Raw genomic sequence first — 21,152 nt, 5'->3', positions numbered from 1 at the left:
TGATTCTGCAAAAGGGCGGGGTCGTAACGGTATAGGAAAGGTCCGAAACCGATGCCCGGCGTCTGCCAGGTCAATACGGGCGGACTCCATCTGCTGATAGCCGCCCGCTATGTATGCCGTGTACCGGGACATTACCGACCATCGGGTAAGCTACCGCCCTCGTTTGCACAGGAATTCCAGGTGGCTGACTCCCCCAATGCTTCTCCCGCGCCGGCCCGCGCGCTGGAAGGTCAGAAACTGCTATTGTGCGTCGGAGGCGGGATCGCGGCCTACAAGGCTTTGGAGCTGGTGCGGCGCCTGCGCGACGCCGGTGCCCAGGTGCAGGTGGCGATGACCGCCGGTGCCCAGCAGTTCGTCACTCCGCTCAGTTTCCAGGCCCTGTCCGGGCAGCCTACCCGCACCACGCTGTGGGACAGTGCCGCCGAACAGGCCATGGGCCACATCGAGCTGGCCCGCTGGGCCGACCGCATCGTGGTCGCCCCCGGCACCGCCGATCTGCTGGCGCGGCTGGCCCAGGGCCATGCCGATGACCTGGTCAGCACCCTGTGCCTGGCCAGCACCGCGCCGCTGACGATCTGCCCGGCGATGAACCATCGCATGTGGCTGCACCCGGCCACCCAGGCCAATATCGCCCTGCTGCGCCAGCGTGGCGCGCAGGTGATCGGCCCGGTTGACGGTCCGCTGGCCGAAGGCGAATCCGGTCCTGGCCGTCTGGCCGAACCGGGTGACATCGTCGCCGCGCTGGCCGCCAACGGCAGTGCCGAGGCACCGGCTGCCGCGCCGGAAACCCGCGCGCTGCAGGGCCTGCGCCTGCTGATCAGCGCCGGCCCCACCTATGAGGACATTGACCCGGTGCGCTACGTCGGCAACCGCAGCAGCGGCAAGATGGGCTTTGCCCTGGCCGCCGCAGCCACTGCGCTTGGCGCCCAGGTGGTGCTGGTCAGTGGCCCGGTGCAGCTGCCGACGCCGCCGGGGGTGCAGCGCATCGATGTGCGCTCGGCCGCGCAGATGCGCGATGCCGTGCTGAAGTCGCTGCCGGCCGACATCTACATCGGTGCGGCGGCCGTTTCCGACTACACGCCGCGCCAGGTCGCGCCGCAGAAGCTGAAGAAGACCGCGGACAGTCAGTCGCTGGTGATCGAGCTGGTGCGCACGCCGGACATCCTGGCCGAGGTGGCCGCGCAGACGCAGTCGCTGAAGCTGGTGGTCGGCTTTGCCGCCGAGACCCACGACGTGGAGAAATATGCGCGGGGCAAGCTGGTCGACAAGCGCCTGGACCTGGTGATCGCCAATCAGGTCGGCATCAGCGGCGGCGGTTTCGAGAGCGACAACAATGCCGCCACTGCCTTCTGGCAGGATGGTGAACAGGTATTCCCGGCCACCTCCAAGCGCGAGCTGGCCGAACAACTGCTGGCGCTGATCGCGCGGAGACTCCAAGCATGACCCAGGCATCCACCTCCCAACCGCTGCAGGTCAAGCTGCTCGATCCGCGCTTCGGCGACAGCTGGCCGCTGCCGGCCTATGCCACCGAAGCCAGCGCCGGCATGGACCTGCGCGCGGCGCTGGATACCGCGCTGACCCTGCAGCCGGGCGATACCGCGCTGGTGCCCAGCGGCCTGGCCATCCATATCGCCGATCCGCACCTGTGCGCGGTGATCCTGCCGCGTTCGGGGCTGGGCCATCGCCATGGCATTGTGCTCGGCAACGGTACCGGCCTGATCGACGCCGATTACCAGGGTCCGCTGTTGATCAGCGTCTGGAACCGTGGCCGTGAAGCCTTCACCATCGAGCCGGGCGATCGCATCGCGCAGCTGGTGGTGGTGCCGATTGCCCGCGTCAGCCTGCAGGTGGTGGATACTTTCACCGACAGCGTGCGGGGAACGGGTGGATTTGGCCATACCGGGGTGCGTTGACGGGGGACATCGATGAGCGGCATCGGGGAAGGACAGCGGGGACGGTCGTTGGGACGCAGCGCGCCACTACTGGGGGTGCTGCTGGTCCTGCTGGCCGGTTGGTTCGGATGGAGCGCGGTGCAGCAATGGCGGCAGGAAGCCAATGGGCAGGCGCTGGAAGAAGCGCGTGACCAGGCCGTGCAGGGCCTGCAGGACGCTGCAGCCGGCCAGCTGAAGCAGCTGCAGCAGCAGCTGAAGAACGAACGCGTGCAGCAGGCGCTGCAGGCCGGTGATGCCGCGGCAGCGGCACTGGCCGTGCGCGAGAGCTGGACCGGCGTGGAACAGGCGGAAGTGCTGACCGCCGATCTGGCCAACGCCTACGCTGCCCCGGCCGCTTTTGGCTATGCCCGATTGGCGCTGCTGGAAGCGGCATTGGCCGAAGGCAAGCCCAGCCTGCGCGTGGTCCGCGATGGCGGTGGCAACCGCCTGGGCCTGGCCGCGCCGGTGCAGCTGGGCAGCCTGGGGCCGGCGGTGCTCTATGTGCGCCAGCCGTTGCTGCGGCTGACCGCGCCGCTGGATCAGGTCAGTGCACCGACTACGGGTTTCCTGGGTCTGCGCCAGGGTATGCATGATCTGGTCACCCAGGGCGATGCCAGCCTCGCCGAGAGCGCCGAGGCACTGGCACGGCCGGTCAACGGCACTCCGCTGCGCCTGGTGGCCGCGGTCCCCAATGTCGAAGCCGGGCCGCTGGGCCTGGGCGCGCTGGCCAGCGCCATCGTCGCACTGCTGCTGGCGTTCATTGCCGTGCTGCTGGTGGTCGGCCGTGGCCGCCTGCCGAAGACGCTGCCACTGCCGCGTCGCGCCGCTGCGGCGGTTGCCGACCATGGCCCTACCCTGAGTGAAAGCCTGCAGCAGGCTCCGCCAGCGGCGGCCGCCGTGACCAGCAGTGGCGATGCCACGCCACCGCCGCCACCACCGGTGCCGGCCGAGGCGCTGGCCGCCGGCATCTTCCGTGCCTACGACATCCGTGGCGTGGTCGGCAGCGAACTGACGCCGAAGACCGCGGCATTGATCGGCCAAGCCATCGGCACCGTGGCACTGGAGCAGGGCCTGCGCGAGGTGGTGATTGGCCGTGATGGCCGCCTGTCCGGCCCGGAACTGGCCGCCGGCCTGGCCGAAGGCCTGCGCCGTGCCGGCTGTGCAGTCATCGACATCGGCCTGGCACCGACCCCGCTGGTGTACTACGCCGCCTTCCATCTGCGCACGGGGACCTGCGTGGCCGTGACCGGCAGCCACAATCCGCCGGAGTACAACGGCTTCAAGGTGGTCATCGGCGGTGAAACGCTGTCCGGCGATGCGATCACCGACCTCTACCAGCGCATCGTCGAGGGCCGCCTGGTACAGGCCGCCGAACCGGGTGACTACCAGCAGCGCGACGTTGCGGCCGACTACATCCAGCGCATCGCCGATGACGTGCAGCTGGACCGCCCGCTGAAAGTGGTGGCCGATGCCGGCAACGGCGTCGCCGGCGCGCTCGCACCCCAGCTGCTGGAAGCGATCGGCGCTGAGGTCATTCCGCTGTACTGCGATGTCGACGGCAGCTTCCCCAACCATCATCCGGACCCGAGCGAACCGGCCAACCTGGAAGACCTGGTGCAGACGGTCAAGCGTTTCGGCGCCGACCTCGGCGTCGCCTTCGATGGCGACGGAGACCGGTTGGGCGTGGTCACCGGCGAAGGCAAGATCATCTATGCCGACCGCCTGCTGATGTTGTTCGCGGCCGATGTGCTGATGCGCAACCCGGGCGCGATGGTGATCTACGACGTGAAGTGCACCGGCAAGCTGTCCGACCACGTGCTGCGCAATGGTGGCAGCCCGCTGATGTGGAAGACCGGGCATTCGCTGATGAAGGCGAAGATGCGCGAGACCGATGCCGAACTGGCTGGCGAGATGAGCGGCCACTTCTTCTTCAAGGAGCGCTGGTTCGGTTTCGATGACGGCCTGTATGCGGCCGCGCGCCTGCTGGAGATCCTGGCCCAGCGCGAGGAAACGCCGGGCGAGGTACTGGGCGAGCTGCCGGAGATGGTAGCCACGCCAGAACTGAAGGTGCCGGTGGCCGAAGGCACGCCGCATGCGCTGGTAGCGATGCTGGTGGCGGCGGCGCAGTCGCCGGACAACCCGTATGTGGGCGGTCGGCTGTCGACCATCGACGGACTGCGCGTGGACTTCCCCGATGGCTGGGGCCTGGTGCGGGCCTCCAACACCACGCCGGTGCTGGTGCTGCGCTTCGAGGGCAACGACGAGGCGGCACTGGAACGCATCCAGGCGCTGTTCCGAAGCCAGCTGCAACCGGTGCTGGGCGACACCCCGCTGGGGTTCTGAGGAGGAGCCGGGCTGCGCCCGGCAGATGAACCGGTAGTGCCGGCCGCTGGCCGGCAACCTCATGAACCTCGGGCACACTCTGCGGTTGCCGGCCAGCGGCCGGCACTACCCCTTGAACCGCAACCCTACGCCTGGCTCGGTGAACAGGTAGCGCGAATCCAGCGCTGAATCGCCCAGCTTGTGCCGCAGCTTGCCGACCAGGATGCGCAGGTAGTGGGTGTCGTGCTGGTGGGTCGGCCCCCAGATCTCCTGCAGGATCTGCGGCTGGGTCACCACCCGCCCGGCGTTGCGCAGCAGTAGTGACAGCAACGCGTATTCCTTGCGGGTCAATGCCACCGGCTCGCCATCGAGTGCCACTTCGCGGCGCACCAGGTCCACGTGCAGGTGGCCGTCGTCGAACACCGGCGGCGTGCCGTCGCTGGGTACGCTGCGCGTGCGCAGCAATGCCCGCACCCGCGCCATCAGTTCCTGCGTGCCGAATGGCTTGGTCACGTAGTCGTTCGCGCCTGTATCCAGCGCGCGCACCTTCTCGGTTTCGCCGGCACGCACGGTCAACATGATCACCGGCACCTGGCTCCACTGCCGCAGCTGTTCCAGTACCTCGTGGCCTTCCATGTCCGGCAGGCCGATATCCAGGATCACCAGATCCATGTCCTCGCTGGCGGCCAGCTGCAGGCCTTCCTGGCCGGTGGCGGCCTGCCGCACCTGGTAACCCTGCGCACGCAGGCTGATGTCCAGGAACCGGCGGATCTGGGTTTCATCATCGATCACCAGCACGCGCGGGGCCGGGACGCTGGCATCAATCGGGGTCGGACTCATCGTGGGAGACTGGCTTGAGCAGGGGCAGGGTGATGCGGATCAGGGTACCGCGACCGTCGCGCCCGGGCAGCGCCTGCACGCTGCCACCATGCGCACCGATCATGCCCTGGCAGATGGTCAGGCCAAGACCGGTGCCGTGGCGGCCGCGGTCGCCGCGTTCGACGCTGTAGAACATGTCGAAGATGCGCGCGCGCTCGTCATCGGGAATGCCGGGGCCGGCATCGATCACGTCGATGCGCAGCTGGCCGTCCAGCTCGCGCGCTTGTACCTGTACGGCGGCGTCGGGCGGCGAGAACTTGGCCGCGTTCTCCATCACGTTGAACACGGCTTGTTCGACCAGCGCCGGATGCACCCAGATCGGCGCCAGCGTGGAAGGAATGTCGAGCTCCAGCCGCACCTTCGGCTGATAGCGCTGCAGGCGTCGCGCTGCCGAGCCGATCAGTTCGTCCACGCCGATCCAGTCGCGGTTGATCTTCAGCCCTTCATGGCCGAGGCGGGTCATGTCCAGCAGGTTCTGGATGTAGCGGTCCAGCCGTTCGCCCTCGACCAGGATGGTGTCCAGCAGGGCGCGGCGATCAGCCGTATCCATCGCCGCACCGTAGCTGGCCAGGCTGTCTGCCGAACCGATCATCGCCGCCAGTGGCGAGCGTAGGTCGTGCGACACCGAAGAGAGCAGGGCCGAGCGCAACCGCTCGGTCTCGTTGCTGACGTGCGCCTGTTCCAGTTCGGCCACCAGCCGTGTGCGAAGCGCGGCCTGGGCGATGTCATCGACCATTGCCTCGGCCAGCTGCCGTTGCTCGGGCAGCAGGCGCGCCTGCGCGCCGGGCAGGTACAGGCCGGCCACGCCAATGGCGCGGTCCTCGCCATCCAGCAGTGGCAGGAACCACCACTGCGCACCGGCCAGGGTATCGGTGAAGCGGCCGCTGGGCTGGCCATGGCGCAGCGCCCAGTCGGCGGCGGCCAGATCGGTGTCCCCCGGCTGGCTGCGACCACCGGCCGCGGTGTCTGTTCCAATGCGCAGCCACGCCGGAACGTCCATCGCCTGTTCCAGCGCCAGCCTGCCGGCCTGTGCGACCTCGCCATTGCCGGCCGCACTGGCCAGCTGCCGGCCCAGCTGCTGGCGCGCACGCGCATGGCGGTTGGCTGCACGCAGCGCGATCACCTGCATGCGCAAGCGCGAGGCCAGCCGTCCGGCCACCAAGGCGGCGGCCAGGAACAGGAACACGGTGATCACGCCCTGGCGTGCACCGATGGCGAAGGTGAAGCGCGGCGCGATGAACAGGAAGTTGTAAGCGAGGAAACACAGGATCGCCGCCATCACCGCCACGCTGGCGCGCGTGCGCGCGGCCACCACTACCACCGCCACGATGAACACCATCGACAGGTCGGCCATGCCGACCCAGCGCTCGGCCAGCCACGCCACTGCGCAGGCCAGTGCGGTAGCGATCAGCGCCTGCGCTGGCTCGTAGCTGATGCCGCGCACCGGCGGCAGCAGGCCCTCGCGGCGCGAGCGCGCCCGCGCCTGCGGGGTGCTGATGATGGTGATCTCGTAGTGCGCGCCGCGCTGGATCAGCTGCTGGGTCAGGGTGCGGTTGAACATCCGCGCCAGCGGACGTTCGCGGGTCCGGCCCAGCACCAGGGTCGACACGCCGTTGTGCGCGGCATGGTCGAGCAGGGCATCGGCGATGCTCGAACCATGCAGCAGTTCGGCGTCGCCGCCCAGCCGACGTGCCAGTGCAAAGGCCGCATCGATTTCGCGCCGGGTCGCCTCGTCCTGGCGCCGGCCCTGCACGGTCACCACCGTCCACGGCGCGTCGCGGCGTTCGGCGATGCGCCGCGCCACCCGCACCAGGTATTCGCTCTGGCCGCCGCCATCAATGGCCACCAACACGCCACGCCGCAGCGGCAGGTTGCTCTCGCCGCGTGCCGCCCGTGCTTCGCGCAGGCTGCTGTCGACGCGGTCGGCGGCCTCCTGCATCGCAAGTTCGCGCAACGCGGTCAGGTTGGCTGGCGAGAAGAATGCCTGCAGGGCCTGCGCGGCCTGTTCGGGCACATAGACCTTGCCCTGCTGCAGGCGCGCGATCAGTTCGCGTGGCGGCAGGTCGACCAGCACGATGTCATGCAGGCGGTCGAGCACACCGTCCGGCACAGTCTCGCTGACCCGGACGCCGGTGATGCGCATCACCACATCGTTGAGGCTTTCCAGATGCTGGATGTTGACCGTGGTCCAGACGTCGATGCCGGCGTCCAGCAGCTCCATCACATCCTGCCAGCGCCGCTCGTGGCGGCTGCCCGGCGCATTGCGGTGGGCCAGTTCGTCCACCAGCACCAGCGCCGGATGCCGTGCGAGCACGGCATCCAGATCCATCTCCTGCAGGGTGTGGCCGTGGTAATCCACGTCCTTCAGCGGCAGCTGCGGCAGGCCTTCCAGCAGTGCCTGGGTATCGGCACGGCCATGGGTTTCCACCAGGCCCACCACCAGGTCGACACCGCGGCGCAGCTGTTCCTGCGCGCGGGTCAGCATCGTGTAGGTCTTGCCCACGCCCGGCGCCGCACCGAGGAACACGGTCAGCTTGCCGCCGGCTTCGCGTTGCAGGCCTTCGACCAGGGCATCGGCCTGGCGGGTACGCGCATCAGTCATGGGTGCCGCTGTCATGGCCGCCATTGTGCGCGCAGCCGGTGCAGGCCGGCATCACGGTGCCTTGGCCGCGTGGTCCAGTGCGAAGTTCAGCGTCACCACGTTCACCCGTGGCTGCCCGAACAGGCCCCACTGGCGTCCTTCGGTATGCGCCTGCACCAGGGCCTGCACGCGCTCCACCGGCAGGCCACGGGCGCGCGCCACGCGTGCCACCTGCAGCTGCGCCGCGGCCGGCGACAGCTGCGGATCCAGGCCACCCGCGGACTGTGTGACCAGGTCCGCCGGTACCTGCGCCGGGGTGACGCCTTCGCGCGCGGCGACCGCAGCAGTGCTGGCGGCAACACGTTCGGCCAGGGCCGGGTTGCTGCGGGCCATGTTGGAACCGGCAGCGGCCATCGGGTCATAGTTGGCCGCCGACGGACGCGCCTGGAAATAGCCGTCACCCGTGAACGGCTGCGACAGCCACGCCGAGCCGCGAACCTGGCCGTTGCCATCGCGCAGCAGGCTGCCCTCGGCCTGGGTCGGGTACGCCAGGCCGGCAAAACCGGTGGCGATGCCGGCGTAGACCGCACCCGCCAGCAGCAGTGTGGCCAGGCCCAGGCCGATCGCCGGGCGCCAGCTGGCACCATCCTGCAGGCTGGCCACGCGGGCCTCGGCCTTCTGTTCGCGCGGAAGGGAAGATGAAGTGGAAGCAGTACGGTTCATGCGCCGAATACCAGGACAAGAAGGAGGTCGATCGCCTTGATCGCTGCGAACGGCAGCAGCACGCCGCCGAGGCCGTACACCAGCATGTTCCGGCGCAGCAGCGCGGTTGCAGTGGCCGGGCGGAAGCGCACGCCACGCAGGGCGAGCGGGATCAGGGCGGGAATCACCAGGGCGTTGAAGATCAGCGCCGCCAGCACCGCATTGCGCGGGCTCGACAGCTGCATCACGTTCAATGCGGCCATGGTCGGCACGGCGGCGGCGAACAGGGCCGGCAGGATCGCGAAGTACTTGGAGACGTCGTTGGCCAGCGAGAAGGTGGTCAGCGCACCGCGGGTGATCAGCTGTTGCTTGCCCACTTCCACCACTGCCAGCAGCTTGGCCGGATCCGAATCGAGGTCGACCATGTTGCCGGCCTCCTTTGCCGCCTGCGTGCCGGAGTTCATTGCCAGGCCGATGTCGGCCTGGGCGAGCGCCGGTGCGTCGTTGGTGCCGTCGCCGACCATCGCCACCAGGCGGCCACCGGCCTGTTCCTGGCGGATGCGTGCCAGCTTGTCTTCCGGGCGCGCTTCGGCGATGTAGTCGTCGACGCCGGCTTCGGCGGCGATGGCGGCGGCGGTCAGCGGATTGTCGCCGGTGATCATCACCGTGCGGATGCCCATCGCCCGCAGCTGCGCGAACTTCTCGCGCATGCCGTGCTTGACCACGTCCGACAGCTCGATCACGCCCAGCACGTGGCGACCTTCGGCCACCACCAGCGGGGTGGCACCATTGCGTGCGACCTGCTCGACGCGACCGGCCAGTTCAGCCGGCACGTTGCCGCCCAGCGCCTGTACGTGGGCACGGATCGCATCGGCGGCGCCCTTGCGGATCTGCCGCCCATGTTCCAGATCCACGCCGGACATGCGGGTCTGCGCACTGAACGCCAGGTACTCGGCCTGCTCCGGTTCGGCGGTGGCGCAGCCCTGTTCGCGCGCCAGGCGCACGATCGACTTGCCTTCCGGGGTCGGGTCGGCCAGCGAAGAGAGCAGTGCTGCTTCGCGCAGCTGGCTGGCGTCGATGCCGGCCAGCGGATGGAAATGGCTGGCCTGGCGGTCGCCGTAGGTGATGGTGCCGGTCTTGTCCAGCAGCAACACGTCGACGTCGCCGGCCACTTCCACCGCCTTGCCCGACTTGGCCAGCACATTGGCGGCCAGCGCACGGTTCATGCCGGCGATGCCGATGGCCGGCAGCAGGCCGCCGATGGTGGTCGGGATCAGGCACACCAGCAGCGCGATCAGCAGCAGCGGGTCGACCTTGACGCCGACCGAGGCACCAATGGCCGGCAGCGTTGCCACCACCACCAGGAAGGTCAGCGTCATCGCCGCCAGCAACAGGGTCAGCGCGATCTCGTTCGGGGTCTTCTGGCGGTTGGCGCCTTCCACCAGCGCGATCATCCGGTCCAGGAAGCTGTGGCCCGGTTCGGCGGTCACCCGCACGATGATCTGGTCGGACAGCACCTTGGTGCCGCCGATCACGCCGGAGCGGTCGGTACCGGCCTCGCGCAGCACCGGCGCCGATTCGCCGGTCACCGCGGCTTCGTTGATGGTGGCCAGGCCCTGCACGATCTCGCCATCGGCCGGCACCAGCTCACCGGCGCTGACGATCACGTGGTCGCCCGGGCGCAGTTCGGCGGCCGGCACCTGAGTTTCGGCGGCACCCGGTTGCGGCGCGGCCAGCCGGCGTGCCACCAGGTCCTGGCGGGCACGCCGCAGCGACGCGGCCTGGCCACGGCCACGTGCTTCGGCCACGGCTTCGGCGAAGTTGCCGAACAGCACGGTCACCAGCAGGATCGCGGTCACTGCCAGGCCAAAGCCGAGCGGCGCGTTGCCGGTCAGGGTGACGATTGCGGCGACGATCGTGCCGGCCATCACCACCGCCATCACCGGGCTGCGCACCAGATGCATCGGCGACAGCTTGAGAACCGCTTCGATCAGCGCACGGCGCAGGCCGGCGCCATCAAGCAGGGCAGGGCGCGGTGCATGGGTACTACGGGTTGAACTTGCTTGGGTACTCATCAGGGTGTCCTTAGTGCAGTCCCAGGCTCAGGTGGTCGGCGATCGGGCCGAGTACCAGCGCCGGCATGAACTGCAGCACGGTCAGGATGACGATCACCGAGACCAGGGTCAGGGCGAAGGTCGGGGTTTCGATCTGCAGGCTGCCGGCCGATTCCGGTGCCTGGCGCTTGGCGGCCAGCTGTGCGGCCACCACCAGCGGGATGATCAGCAGCGGGAAGCGGCCCAGCAGCAGCACCAGCGAGCAACTGAGGTTCCACCAGAGCGTGGCGTCACCCAGTCCTTCGAAGCCCGAACCGTTGTTGGCATAGGCCGATACGTACTCGTAGAAGACCTGGCTGATGCCATGGAAACCGGGGTTGGAGGTGCCGGCCAGGCCGGGCACGGCCAGGGTTATCGCGGTGAACACCAGCAGGGTGATCGGCTGCAGCAGCACCAGCAGGGCCAGCAGGCGTACCTGTGGCGTCTCCAGCTTGCGGCCGAACAGTTCCGGCGTACGCCCGGTCATCAACCCGGCCAGGAACACGCCCAGCAGCAGGTACACGATGAACTGCTGCAGGCCGCAGCCGATACCGCCCCAGATCGCGCTGACCAGCATGTTGACCATCGCGATGCCGCCACTCAGTGGTGCCAGCGAATCGTGCATGCCGTTCACCGAACCGTTGGAGACCTGGGTGGTCACCGCCGCCCACAGCGCGGTGCCATCGGCGCCAAAGCGTACCTCCTTGCCTTCCATCAGCAGCGGCGTGGCGGCGCTGGCACTATGCCCCTCGCTCCACACCATGGCGCCGGTGGACAGCAGCGACATGCCGAGCATGCAGCTGAACACCAGGACGCCGAAGCGGCGTCGGCCGGTGAACGCGCCGATCATGAAGATCACTGCCATCGGCACCAGCAGGATGCCAACGATTTCCAGCGCATTCGAAACCGGCGTCGGGTTCTCCAGCGGGAAGCTGCTGTTCGGGCCGTACCAGCCGCCGCCGTTGGCACCGAGCTGCTTGGCTGCGACCATCGCCGCCACCGGGCCCAGCGGCAGTTTCTGTTCGGCCATGCCAGCGCTGGCATCGATAGGCGTCGCCTGTGGCCCACCGGCCATCGTCGACGGCACGCCCTGGCTGGTCAGCACCAGCGTCCACACCAGGCACAGCGGCAGCAGGAAGCGCACGCACAGGCGCACCACGTCCACGTAGTAGTTGCCCACCGCCACCTGGCGGTCATCACCGGTACCACTGGCCGCTGCGGCCTGCGGCGAACGCGAGAACAACGCGCGCAGCGTGGCCACCGCCAGCGCCAGGCCCATCATCGGCGTCACCACCTGCAGGCCGGTGATGCCGGTCATCTGCGAGAGGTAGGACAGCTGCGCCTGGCCCGAATAGTGCTGCTGGTTGGTGTTGGTCAGGAACGAGATCATCGTGTGCAGCGCGGTGTCCCAGCGCATGTTCGGGATCTGGTCCGGATTCAGCGGCAGCCAGGCCTGGGTCATGAACACCGCCTGGGTCAGCACCGCCACCACCACGTTGCTCAGCACGAAGGCCAGCACGTAGCCGCGCCAGGACATCGAGCGCGACGGGTCGACGCCGAACACCCTGTACAGCGGTTTCTCGATCCAGTGGAACAACACGTCGACCTTCATCGGCGCGCCACGCATCACGCGCGCCAGATAAAGGCCCAACGGCCAGGCCAGCAGCAGGCTGGCGGCAAGAATGACAATAATCTCAGTCATGGCAGTCTCCGCTCAGAACGACTCGGGCCGCAGCACGACATAAAGAAGATAGGCGGCGGCGACCAGCACCACGACGCCACACAACAACGACAGCCAGGGGGACATTGCATTAGCGTCCTGGTGGAACCCCTCCACCTCAGGCCGTCATCGTCGTCCTGCCCCCCATAAACGCACTACGCGCCGGACCGGGCCGACGCGTAAAGAGTGCATAAATTCCGCCGGCCAAACCGTAACCAGCCGCACCTGCTGCAGAGCCGAGCCCATGCTCGGCTGCTCTTTGCCGAGGTCACGCGGAGCCGGGCATGGGCTGGGCGCTACAGGGGAATCAGGGGGCCTGATCTGCTGGCACCAGCCCCTTGAGCTCGCGATAGCGCTGCAGGCTGCTGTCGATCTCGGCCTTCAATGCCTGCTGCTGCTGCAGGAATCCGGCCTGCAGGCGCTGCTGCGCCTGCAGCTGCACATGCCGTTGGCGGATCGCCTCGGCCTGCTTGTCGGCCACCTTGCCGCCGGCCAGCTCACGGTCACCGGCGGCCGACAGCAGCGCCACCAGCGATTCGCGCAGGCTGGTGACGTTGTACTCGGCAGTCTTCAGGTTGTTGTCCAGCACTTCCTGGCGCTCGGTGAACACCCGGCGCAGGTCGTCCTCGCTGCCATAGGTGGACAGCATCGCCTGCTCGGTACGCTGGCGGGTCTGCGTGGCCATCAAGTCCAGCTGTTGCTGCTGCGCCACGGTGCTGGCGGCAGCGCGCTCCTCGTCGGTCAACGCGCGCTGGACCTGCGCATTGCGCAGGCCACTCTTCGCGTTGAACTCCTCGCGGGCATGGTTGACCGCATCGGCCGGCAGCGAATCACTGCAGATCCGCTCCTTGCCCTCGTTCCAGCAGTACAGCTTCTTTTCCGCGTTGCCGCTGTCGCGCGACTGCGCCGGCACGGTGAACGGCAGGGCCAGCAGCAGGCCGGCGAAGAGAACAGCAGGAACTCGGGACATGACCTTTCCCCTGGGTCGGTCAGCGGATCGAACGGACGCCGTACTGGGCCCGGTAGGCTTCCAGCGGCTGCCGGTAACCGACAAGTTCCGGGTTGCCGGAGGCGAAATCAAGCAGGTCGGCCAGCGTCGCCACGGCGATCACCGGAATGCCGGCCTCTTCGGCCACGGCCTGTGCGGCGGAGCGATGGTCGGTGTCCGAGGCGATCTCCTGGCGGTCCAGCGCGACCACGATGCCGGCCGGGATGCCACCGGCGTCGCGGATGATGCCCAGCGCTTCGCGGATCGCAGTGCCGGCGGTGATCACGTCATCGACGATCAGCACGCGCTTGCCATTCATGTCGGCGCCGATCAGCTGGCCGCCTTCGCCATGGGCCTTGGCTTCCTTGCGGTTGAACGACAGCGGCAGGTCGCGGCCACGCTGGGCCAGCTCGCAGGCCATCGCGGTGGCCAGCGGAATGCCCTTGTAGGCCGGGCCGAACACCACGTCGTACTTGATCCCGGTGGCGTCGATGGCGTCGGAATAGCACGCGCCCAGCTGCGACAGCAGGGAGCCGGAGTCGAAGCGACCGGCGTTGAAGAAATAGGGGCTCAGCCGGCCGGACTTGAGGGTGAACTGGCCGAAGCGCAGGGCATCGGCGGTCAAAGCCAGCTGCAGGAAACGGTGACGGTGGTCGCTCATCAAAACTCGATTCATCTTCATTTGGAGCACAAATCCTAATCCAGCTGGGCGTTCCGCGCTCGTCCAGCGCCTTGTGAAGGGTGCCCGGGCGGTGCCCGGCGGACTGCGCAGCCCGGCAGGCAACCGGTATGCTTGCCCGGTTTCCCGCCGCAGGTCCCCCGCATGCGCATCATCAGTTTCAACGCCAATGGCATCCGTTCCGCCGCGACCAAGGGCTTCCTCGACTGGTTCCGTGCCCAGGACGCCGACGTCCTGTGCATCCAGGAGACCAAGGCCCAGGAAGACCAGCTGACCGACCCGATGTTCCGCCCGGACGGCCACCACTGCTTCTACCGCGACGCCATCACCAAGAAGGGCTACAGCGGCGTGGCGATCTACAGCAAGCGCGAGCCGGACCAGGTCATCACCTCGCTGGGCTGGGCCCCGTTCGACGACGAAGGCCGCTACATCGAGGCGCGCTACGGCAACCTCAGCGTGGTCTCCTTCTATATCCCGTCCGGCAGCTCGGGCGACCTGCGCCAGGGCTTCAAGTTCGAAGTGATGGAATGGCTGCGGCCGATCCTCGAGGAGTGGGCGCGCAGCGGCCGCGACTACGTGCTGTGTGGCGACTGGAACATCGTGCGTTCGGCGCTGGACATCAAGAACTGGAAGTCCAACCAGAAGAACTCCGGCTGCCTGCCGGAAGAGCGCGACTGGCTCAACGCCCTGTGCGCCGACCACGGCCAGACCACCGATGTCGCCACCGGCCGCGGCTGGGCCGACGCCTACCGCCTGCTCAATCCCACCGGCGAGGACTACACCTGGTGGAGCAACCGTGGCGCCGCCCGTGCCAACAATGTCGGTTGGCGAATCGACTACCAGTTCATCAGCCCGGGCCTGCGTGACCGCCTGCGCAGCTGCTCGATCTATCGCGATGAGCGCTTCTCCGACCACGCTCCGTTCATCGTGGACTACGACCTGTGACCGAGGCTGCCAAGCCGCGTCGGCCGTGGCAGCAGGTGGTGTCCAACCTGAGCCAGCGCAAGGTGCTGGCGATGCTGCTGCTCGGCTTCAGTTCCGGCCTGCCGATCTATCTGGTGGGCAACACGCTCGGCTTCTGGATGCGCAAGGAAGGCATCGAGCTGAGCACGATCGGTTTCCTGTCATGGGTCGGGCTGGCCTACACCATGAAGTTCCTGTGGGCGCCGATCGTCGACAAGACCGATGTGCCTCTGTTCGGTCGTTTTGGTCGCCGCCGGGGCTGGATGCTGCTGTCGCAGCTGGTCGTGGTGGTGGGCCTGGTCGGCATGGCGCTGGTCCAGCCCAAGGGTGGCCAGATCCAGTTCCTGGGTATCGCCTGGCAGCACATCGTCGTGTTCGGCGTGATGGCTGTGATCGTGGCGTTTGCCTCGGCCACCCAGGACATCGTCATCGATGCCTGGCGCATTGAAAGTGCTGACAACAGCGAGCAGCTTGGACTGCTGACCTCATCCTCCGCACTGGGCTACCGCACTGCATTGCTGGTCACCGATGCGCTGATCCTGATCATCGCGGCCCGTGTTGGCTGGCAGGTCTCCTACGAGATCATGGCCGTGCTGATGGCACTTGGCGTGGTGGCCGTGGTCATGGCCCGTGAACCCGCGCGGGAAGTGGCTGCCGTGCAGGCACAGGCGACCTCCCTGTGGACGCCGCGCGGATTGTTCGACGCCGTGGCGGGGCCGTTCATCGCCTTCGTCCGCGAGCATCGCAGTGGCGCGATCCTGATCCTGGTGGCCATCAGCGTCTATCGCATGGCCGACTTCGTCATGGGGCCGATGGCCAATCCGTTCTACGTCGATCTTGGCCTGGACGAGGACACCGTTGGCGCTGTGCGTGGCTCGGTGGGCCTGGTCGCGACCTTCGTCGGCATTGCTGCGGCGGGCCTGGTCTCGGTTCGCTGGGGGGTGCTGGCGGCGCTGATGGTGGGTGCCGTGCTGGGTCCGGCCTCCAACCTGGCGTTTGCCTGGCTGGCCTATTCGGGCCCGGACACGACCCATTTCGCCGTGGCCATGGCAATCGACAACTTCGCCAGCGGTTTCGCCGGTACGGCGCTGATCGCCTATATGTCGAGCCTGACCAGCATCGGATATACCGCAACCCAGTACGCGCTGCTGAGTTCGTTCTACGCGATGCCCGGCAAGGCGCTCAAGGGGCTCTCCGGATGGTCGGTACAGACGCTCGCACAGGGTCGGACGCTGCTGGAAGGCTACGCGCTGTTCTTCGTCGGTACCGCGCTGGTGGCGATCCCGGTGGTGATCCTCTGCGCCCTGCTGATCCTGCAGCAGCGTCGTCGCCAGGCCGCCAGCTCGACCTGATTGCCTGCCCGCCCGGTCTGCGGGATCATCGCCCCCGACGCGCCGAGGGGGCGGTGCCTTGCGAACGGGGAAGTGAGCATGGCCGACGTTGTGCTGCGGGATCTGGACCCGCTGTTGCTGGAACGCATCCGACGGGTCGCGGTCGCTCGCGGCTGGACCCATGAACAGACCTGCGAGGCCTTGCTGGAGCAGGGCTTGTTCAGCAGTGAACTGGAAGTCCGCTCCGGCTTCGGTGATCCCGAAGTGGACGCTCTTTCCGATGCCATCGCCGCCCTGCAGGCGTTGCCCGCAGGGCAGGGCTTCGACTGACCTGACACCTGGTCGCCGCGATACCTGCCCGCCGGGCATGGCCCGGCGCTGCCGGGATGCCGCCGACGGGGTAGCGCCGGGCCATGCCCGGCGGATGTAGCCCCGCTCAGGCCAGGTGGATCGCGCCCAGGATCCGCGGGCCCTTCGCCCCGGTCACGCTCGGCAGATTGCCGGCCAGCCCGTCCATGGTCCGCTGTGCCAGCCACGCAAAGCCCATCGCCTCCACGTACTCCGGGTCCAGACCGTGCACCGCACTGGACTCCACCTGCACCCCCGGCAGCCGCGCCGCCAGTCGCCTCATCAGCTGGGTATTGCGCACGCCGCCGCCACACACCAGCAGGCGCCGTGTCTGCGGCTGCTGTGCCAGCAGTGCATCGACCACCGTCGCCACGGTCAGCTCCAGCAACGTCGCCTGTATGTCGGCGGCGGTGTACTGGCCTTCGCCCATGTGCGCCTCGGCCCAGGCCAGGTGGAACTGCTCGCGGCCGGTACTCTTCGGCGGCGGCAGTGCGAACCACGGGTCCGAACGCCAACCCGCCAGCAGCCCCTCGTCCACCGCGCCACTGGCCGCATACGCGCCATCGGCGTCGAAGGTGCGGCCGGTGTGGCGCTGGCACCAGGCATCCATCAGCGCGTTGGCCGGGCCGGTATCGAAGCCACGTACCGCGCCCTCGCGCGGTATCAGGGTCAGATTGGCGATGCCGCCCAGGTTCAGCACCGCGCGGTCTTCATCGGCAGTGCCCAGCATGCCCAGATGGAACGCCGGCATCAGCGGCGCACCATGGCCTCCGGCTGCCACGTCGCGGCGGCGGAAATCACACACCGTGGTGATCCCGGTCAGCTCGGCGATGCGGTTGCCGTCGCCCAGCTGCACGGTGAACGCCGGGTCGGCCAGTGGCCGGTGGCGCACGGTCTGCCCATGCGAGCCGATCGCGCGCATCTGGCTGCGGTCCACGCCGGCCTCGGCCAGCAGCTGGTTGGCCGCCTCGGCAAAACGGATCGCAATCCGCGCGTCCAGTTCGCCGAGCTCTTCCAGCGAATCCAGCGGCCCGCCTTCGCCCAGCGCCACCAGCCGCGCGCGCAGCACCGGCTCCCAGCGGGCGGTCAGCCCATGCACGAAGCGGCAGCCACCACTGGCGGGGAACTGCACCAGTGCGGCATCGATGCCGTCGGCGCTGGTGCCCGACATCAGGCCAAGGTACAGGGGGGCGTCGCTGTCGGCAGTCGTGTTCATGGCAGGCATAAAAAAAGGACGCGGCAAGCTTGGGCTGCCGCGTCCTTCTTCGTCAACGCATGGGCTCAGCCGCGCTTGCGGCCGGTCGTCTGCTTGTCCTTGGCGCTGGCCACCTCGGGGGCGGCCTCGTCGCGGCCGGTCGGCGTCGGGCTGGCGTCGGCGTAGATCAGCTTCTCCATGCCCTGGATGCGGGCCATCGCCGGCGCGGTCTGCGCACGGAAGGCGACCAGCTCGGCACCCTTCAGCGGCTCCGGCGGCGGCATGGTCACGGTCAGCGGATTGCGATGCTCGCCGTTCACGCGGAATTCGTAGTGCAGGTGCGGGCCGGTCGCCAGGCCGGTCGAGCCGACATAGCCGATCACCGTGCCCTGCGCCACGCGCTGGCCGGTCCGGATGCTCGCAAAGCGCGACATGTGGCCGTACAGGGTGGTGTGGCCACGGCCGTGGTCGAGGATCACCACGTTGCCGTAACCGCGCTGCACGCCGGCGAACTGCACACGGGCGTCGCCGGCGGCCATGATCGGGGTGCCGGTGCGCGCGGCGTAGTCCACGCCCTTGTGCATGCGCATCTTGCCCAGCACCGGGTGCTTGCGCGCACCGAAGGTCGAGCTCAGCCGCGCGAACGGGATCGGCATGCGGATGAAGCTCTTCTTCAGCGAGCGGCCGTTGATGTCGTAGTACTCGGACTTGCCGTTGCGGTCGAAGCGGAAGCCGGAATAGGTCTTGCCACCGGTGGTGAAGGTGGCCGCGAGGATCTTGCTGGTGTCCACCTTCTCGCCTTCGCGCCAGGTTTCATCCATCACCACGCTGAAGCGGTCGCCCGGCTGCAGGTCCTTCGAGAAGTCGATGTCGTACTTGAAGATGTCGTCGGTCATCGTCGCGATCGCCGACGGCGACAGCCCGGCCCGGCGGGCCGCAGCGTACAGCGAGCTGGTGATCTCGCCGCTGGTGACCACGGTGCGGGTGGAGGTCTCGCGTTTGGTCACCTTCTCCTTGATGTCGTCGTCGGACAGGCTCAGCTCGACCCGGTTGTCGGCATCGCGGTCGAAGCGGATGCTGCGCAGGTCGCCGGACAGCGGCATGTCGAAGGCGATCTCGGCACCCGGGCGCAGCTTGGTCAGCGCCTCGCGCGCACCCGGATGGTCCAGCACCCGGTGCAGGGTGGTAGCCGGGATGCCGGCCTTGTCGAACAGGTCGCTCAGGGTCTGGCCGCGCTGCACGCGCAGCACCTGCCAGCTGTCACCGGGCACCTGCTGCTGTCGGGCCATGGTCAGCGGCGGCAACGGCAGCGCCAGGCTGGTATGGCTGTCGGCGAAGGGCGCATCGATGGTGTGCGAGAAGCCGGGAACGATCGTCGCCACCAGGGCGCCGATGGTCGCGAACAGGCTGGCATGCATCCAATGGCGGCGGGTCCAGCGCTCATTGAAGGCGGCGGGAAGATGTTGCCTGAGCTTCCGATGCAGGGCGTTGTCGTGCAGGACGTGGAGGCGTTCCTGGAAGCGCTGCTTGCGTGCGCGCCCTTGTTCGGAATTGTGCATCGGCGGTTCTTTCCTGGCAGCCCGGGAGCGCGGGCCTGATCGCCGGTTACCATAGACACCTGAGAAAACGGCGTCAAACCCTTGTGCCCATTGGCTTTTGTGAAGCCAATCGGGTTAACTTTGCTTTAACACCCCACACAAGAATCGGCGTTGCCGGGAGTAGTCACGTGTCCTCGATTGAAGAAGCCCTTGCCCTGATCGGCCGCGGTGCCGACGAGATCCTCAAGCTCGAGGATCTGCGTGCGCGCCTGCAGGAAGGCCGCCCGCTACGGATCAAGGCCGGCTTCGACCCCACCGCGCCCGACCTGCACCTGGGCCATACGGTGCTGCTGAACAAGATGCGCCAGTTCCAGGACCTCGGCCATCAGGTCATTTTCCTGATCGGCGACTTCACCGGCATGATCGGTGACCCGTCCGGCAAGAGCCTGACCCGCAAGCCGCTCAGCAAGGACGACGTGCTGGCCAATGCCCGTACCTATGAAGAGCAGGTGTTCAAGGTGCTGGACCGCAGCCGTACCGAAGTCCGCTTCAACTCGGAGTGGTTCGGCAAGATGGGCGCGGCCGACATGATCCGCCTGGCCGGCCAGCACACCGTGGCGCGCATGCTCGAGCGCGACGATTTCGCCAAGCGCTACGCCGCCCAGCAGTCCATCGCCATCCACGAGTTCCTGTACCCGCTGGTGCAGGGCTACGACTCGGTGGCCCTGGAAGCCGACGTCGAGCTCGGCGGCACCGACCAGAAGTTCAACCTGCTGATGGGCCGCGGCCTGCAGGAGCACCACGGCCAGAAGCCGCAGGTGGTGCTGACCATGCCGCTGCTGGAAGGCCTGGACGGCGTCAACAAGATGTCCAAGTCGCTGGGCAACTACATTGGTATCAGCGAGCCGGCCATCGACATCGTCACCAAGACCATGAAGGTGGACGACACCCTGATGTGGCGCTGGATCGAGCTGCTGTCCTTCGACATCAGCCAGGCCGAAGCCGTGCAGCTGCGCGAGCAGGTGGCCAATGGCGGCCTGAACCCGCGCGTGGTCAAGCTGCGCCTGGCCCGTGAGCTGGCGACCCGCTTCCATGACGCCGCAGCGGCCGAACAGGCGGTTGCCGGTTGGGAAGCGGCGGTGACCGGGCAGGGCGACATCACCCAGCTGCCGCTGCAGGACGTGGCGATCCCGGCCGAAGGCCTGCGTATCGCCGCGCTGCTGACCGCGGCGGGCCTGACCCCGAGCAACTCCGAGGCCAACCGCAAGCTCAAGGAGCGTGCGGTCAAGGTGGACGGTGAAGTGGTGGAAGACGGCCAGCAGGTGCTGCAGCCGGGCTTCGAGGGTCTGCTGCAGGTCGGCAAGCGCACCTTCGCCCGCGTACGCCTGGTCGCTGCCTGATACAAGGAAGGGCCGGCGCCAGCCGGCCCTTCCTTGTGCTCTTGTAGAGCCGAAGGCAACGGCAGGAGCCGTTGCCAACGTCGCTTGCGACGGCCCGCAGGGGGGGCGGGCAAGGACGCCCGGCATAGCCGCGCTCGGCTGCTCTTCGCGGAATCCTCCCGCAGCGTGCGATGGATGAATGAACGCAACATCCAGCAAAAAAAGTTGCCACACCCCCTTCACAAATGACCGGAATGGGGACATACTTCTCCTCCCCCGTCGCAGGGGTCGCCACCAAGGGGCTTCAGCGACAACAGGGCGCCCACCACCGCCGAACGAGATGATCGAACGAAGGTGTTGACGGACTGAAAAAGTCTGGCATAATGGGCGGCTCGCTACGAAGGAAACTTCGCAGCACACGGGAATGGCGCTGAGGCCACTTCCCAAGATCTTTGAAAGTATGCGCAGGTATCTTGTGAAGGCGCCTGCAGGAAGGATGATTG

Annotated in this window: 17 protein-coding genes; 7 read left to right on the top strand and 10 right to left on the bottom strand. The window is 67.8% G+C overall.

Annotation, left to right across the window (positions count from 1 at the left end; translation table 11 throughout):
- Positions 1–180: 180 nt before the first annotated feature.
- Genes coaBC through AC07M7_RS20860 form a run of 3 tightly spaced genes read left to right on the top strand, consistent with a single transcriptional unit; the run spans position 181 to position 4,274 of the window.
- Positions 181–1,443 (top strand): bifunctional phosphopantothenoylcysteine decarboxylase/phosphopantothenate--cysteine ligase CoaBC, encoded by a 1,263-nt coding sequence (gene coaBC, locus AC07M7_RS20870; RefSeq protein WP_136639898.1) that lies wholly within the window; start codon positions 181–183, stop codon positions 1,441–1,443.
- On the top strand, positions 1,440–1,913 hold the full coding sequence (dut, locus tag AC07M7_RS20865; RefSeq protein WP_005407763.1) for a dUTP diphosphatase: 474 nt from the start codon (positions 1,440–1,442) through the stop codon (positions 1,911–1,913). The genes coaBC and dut overlap by 4 nt, the downstream gene beginning before the upstream one ends.
- A gap of 12 nt (positions 1,914–1,925) precedes the next feature.
- Positions 1,926–4,274: a phosphomannomutase/phosphoglucomutase gene (locus tag AC07M7_RS20860; RefSeq protein WP_495208201.1), complete on the top strand. Its 2,349-nt coding sequence runs from the start codon at positions 1,926–1,928 to the stop codon at positions 4,272–4,274.
- A gap of 105 nt (positions 4,275–4,379) precedes the next feature.
- Here AC07M7_RS20860 and AC07M7_RS20855 read toward each other — a convergent pair whose 3' ends face one another.
- From AC07M7_RS20855 to pyrE, 8 genes are all read right to left on the bottom strand, one after another.
- Positions 4,380–5,093: a response regulator transcription factor gene (locus tag AC07M7_RS20855; protein ID WP_136639896.1), complete on the bottom strand. Its 714-nt coding sequence runs from the start codon at positions 5,091–5,093 to the stop codon at positions 4,380–4,382.
- A complete protein-coding gene (locus AC07M7_RS20850; protein WP_295376194.1) occupies positions 5,074–7,734 on the bottom strand; it encodes an ATP-binding protein in 2,661 nt (886 codons plus the stop codon). The genes AC07M7_RS20855 and AC07M7_RS20850 overlap by 20 nt, the downstream gene beginning before the upstream one ends.
- A 51-nt stretch (positions 7,735–7,785) precedes the next feature.
- Positions 7,786–8,436 carry a potassium-transporting ATPase subunit KdpC gene (kdpC, locus tag AC07M7_RS20845; RefSeq protein ID WP_049421487.1) on the bottom strand — a complete coding sequence of 217 codons (651 nt, stop codon included), beginning with the start codon at positions 8,434–8,436 and terminating at the stop codon, positions 7,786–7,788.
- Entirely contained in the window at positions 8,433–10,490 is a 2,058-nt protein-coding gene (kdpB, locus tag AC07M7_RS20840; RefSeq protein WP_100435505.1) for a potassium-transporting ATPase subunit KdpB, read from the bottom strand. The genes kdpC and kdpB overlap by 4 nt, the downstream gene beginning before the upstream one ends.
- Before the next feature lie 10 nt (positions 10,491–10,500).
- The gene (gene kdpA, locus AC07M7_RS20835) at positions 10,501–12,210 is read right to left on the bottom strand and encodes a potassium-transporting ATPase subunit KdpA (RefSeq protein ID WP_136639892.1); all 1,710 of its coding nucleotides are present in this window, start codon (positions 12,208–12,210) and stop codon (positions 10,501–10,503) included.
- A gap of 12 nt (positions 12,211–12,222) precedes the next feature.
- The gene (locus AC07M7_RS20830) at positions 12,223–12,315 is read right to left on the bottom strand and encodes a potassium-transporting ATPase subunit F (protein ID WP_012509821.1); all 93 of its coding nucleotides are present in this window, start codon (positions 12,313–12,315) and stop codon (positions 12,223–12,225) included.
- A gap of 220 nt (positions 12,316–12,535) precedes the next feature.
- On the bottom strand, positions 12,536–13,198 hold the full coding sequence (locus tag AC07M7_RS20825) for a hypothetical protein (protein ID WP_495208200.1): 663 nt from the start codon (positions 13,196–13,198) through the stop codon (positions 12,536–12,538).
- Positions 13,199–13,217: 19 nt separating this feature from the next.
- Entirely contained in the window at positions 13,218–13,877 is a 660-nt protein-coding gene (pyrE, locus tag AC07M7_RS20820; RefSeq protein WP_032972564.1) for an orotate phosphoribosyltransferase, read from the bottom strand.
- 162 nt (positions 13,878–14,039) lie between these two features.
- On the opposite strand from pyrE, the gene AC07M7_RS20815 reads away from it, so the two are divergent.
- The 3 genes from AC07M7_RS20815 to AC07M7_RS20805 all read left to right on the top strand — a co-directional run bounded on the left by AC07M7_RS20815 (position 14,040) and on the right by AC07M7_RS20805 (position 16,519).
- On the top strand, positions 14,040–14,840 hold the full coding sequence (locus tag AC07M7_RS20815; RefSeq protein WP_495208199.1) for an exodeoxyribonuclease III: 801 nt from the start codon (positions 14,040–14,042) through the stop codon (positions 14,838–14,840).
- Positions 14,837–16,210 (top strand): muropeptide MFS transporter, encoded by a 1,374-nt coding sequence (locus AC07M7_RS20810; RefSeq protein ID WP_049435222.1) that lies wholly within the window; start codon positions 14,837–14,839, stop codon positions 16,208–16,210. The genes AC07M7_RS20815 and AC07M7_RS20810 overlap by 4 nt, the downstream gene beginning before the upstream one ends.
- 78 nt (positions 16,211–16,288) lie before the next feature.
- Positions 16,289–16,519: a hypothetical protein gene (locus AC07M7_RS20805; RefSeq protein WP_032972567.1), complete on the top strand. Its 231-nt coding sequence runs from the start codon at positions 16,289–16,291 to the stop codon at positions 16,517–16,519.
- 106 nt (positions 16,520–16,625) lie between these two features.
- Here AC07M7_RS20805 and AC07M7_RS20800 read toward each other — a convergent pair whose 3' ends face one another.
- On the bottom strand, positions 16,626–17,753 hold the full coding sequence (locus AC07M7_RS20800) for an anhydro-N-acetylmuramic acid kinase (protein WP_495208198.1): 1,128 nt from the start codon (positions 17,751–17,753) through the stop codon (positions 16,626–16,628).
- A 65-nt stretch (positions 17,754–17,818) separates the two neighbouring features.
- A complete protein-coding gene (locus AC07M7_RS20795; RefSeq protein ID WP_495208197.1) occupies positions 17,819–19,291 on the bottom strand; it encodes a M23 family metallopeptidase in 1,473 nt (490 codons plus the stop codon).
- Positions 19,292–19,458: 167 nt separating this feature from the next.
- Between AC07M7_RS20795 and tyrS the strand changes: the two genes are divergently transcribed.
- A complete protein-coding gene (tyrS, locus tag AC07M7_RS20790) occupies positions 19,459–20,670 on the top strand; it encodes a tyrosine--tRNA ligase (RefSeq protein ID WP_006388280.1) in 1,212 nt (403 codons plus the stop codon).
- The last annotated feature ends 482 nt before the right edge of the window (positions 20,671–21,152 follow it).

The sequence above is a fragment of the Stenotrophomonas sp. GW821-FHT09E08 genome (assembly GCF_059416125.1).
The sequence above is the reverse complement of the archived record's forward strand: the minus strand, read 5'-3'. Positions and strand labels throughout refer to the sequence as shown.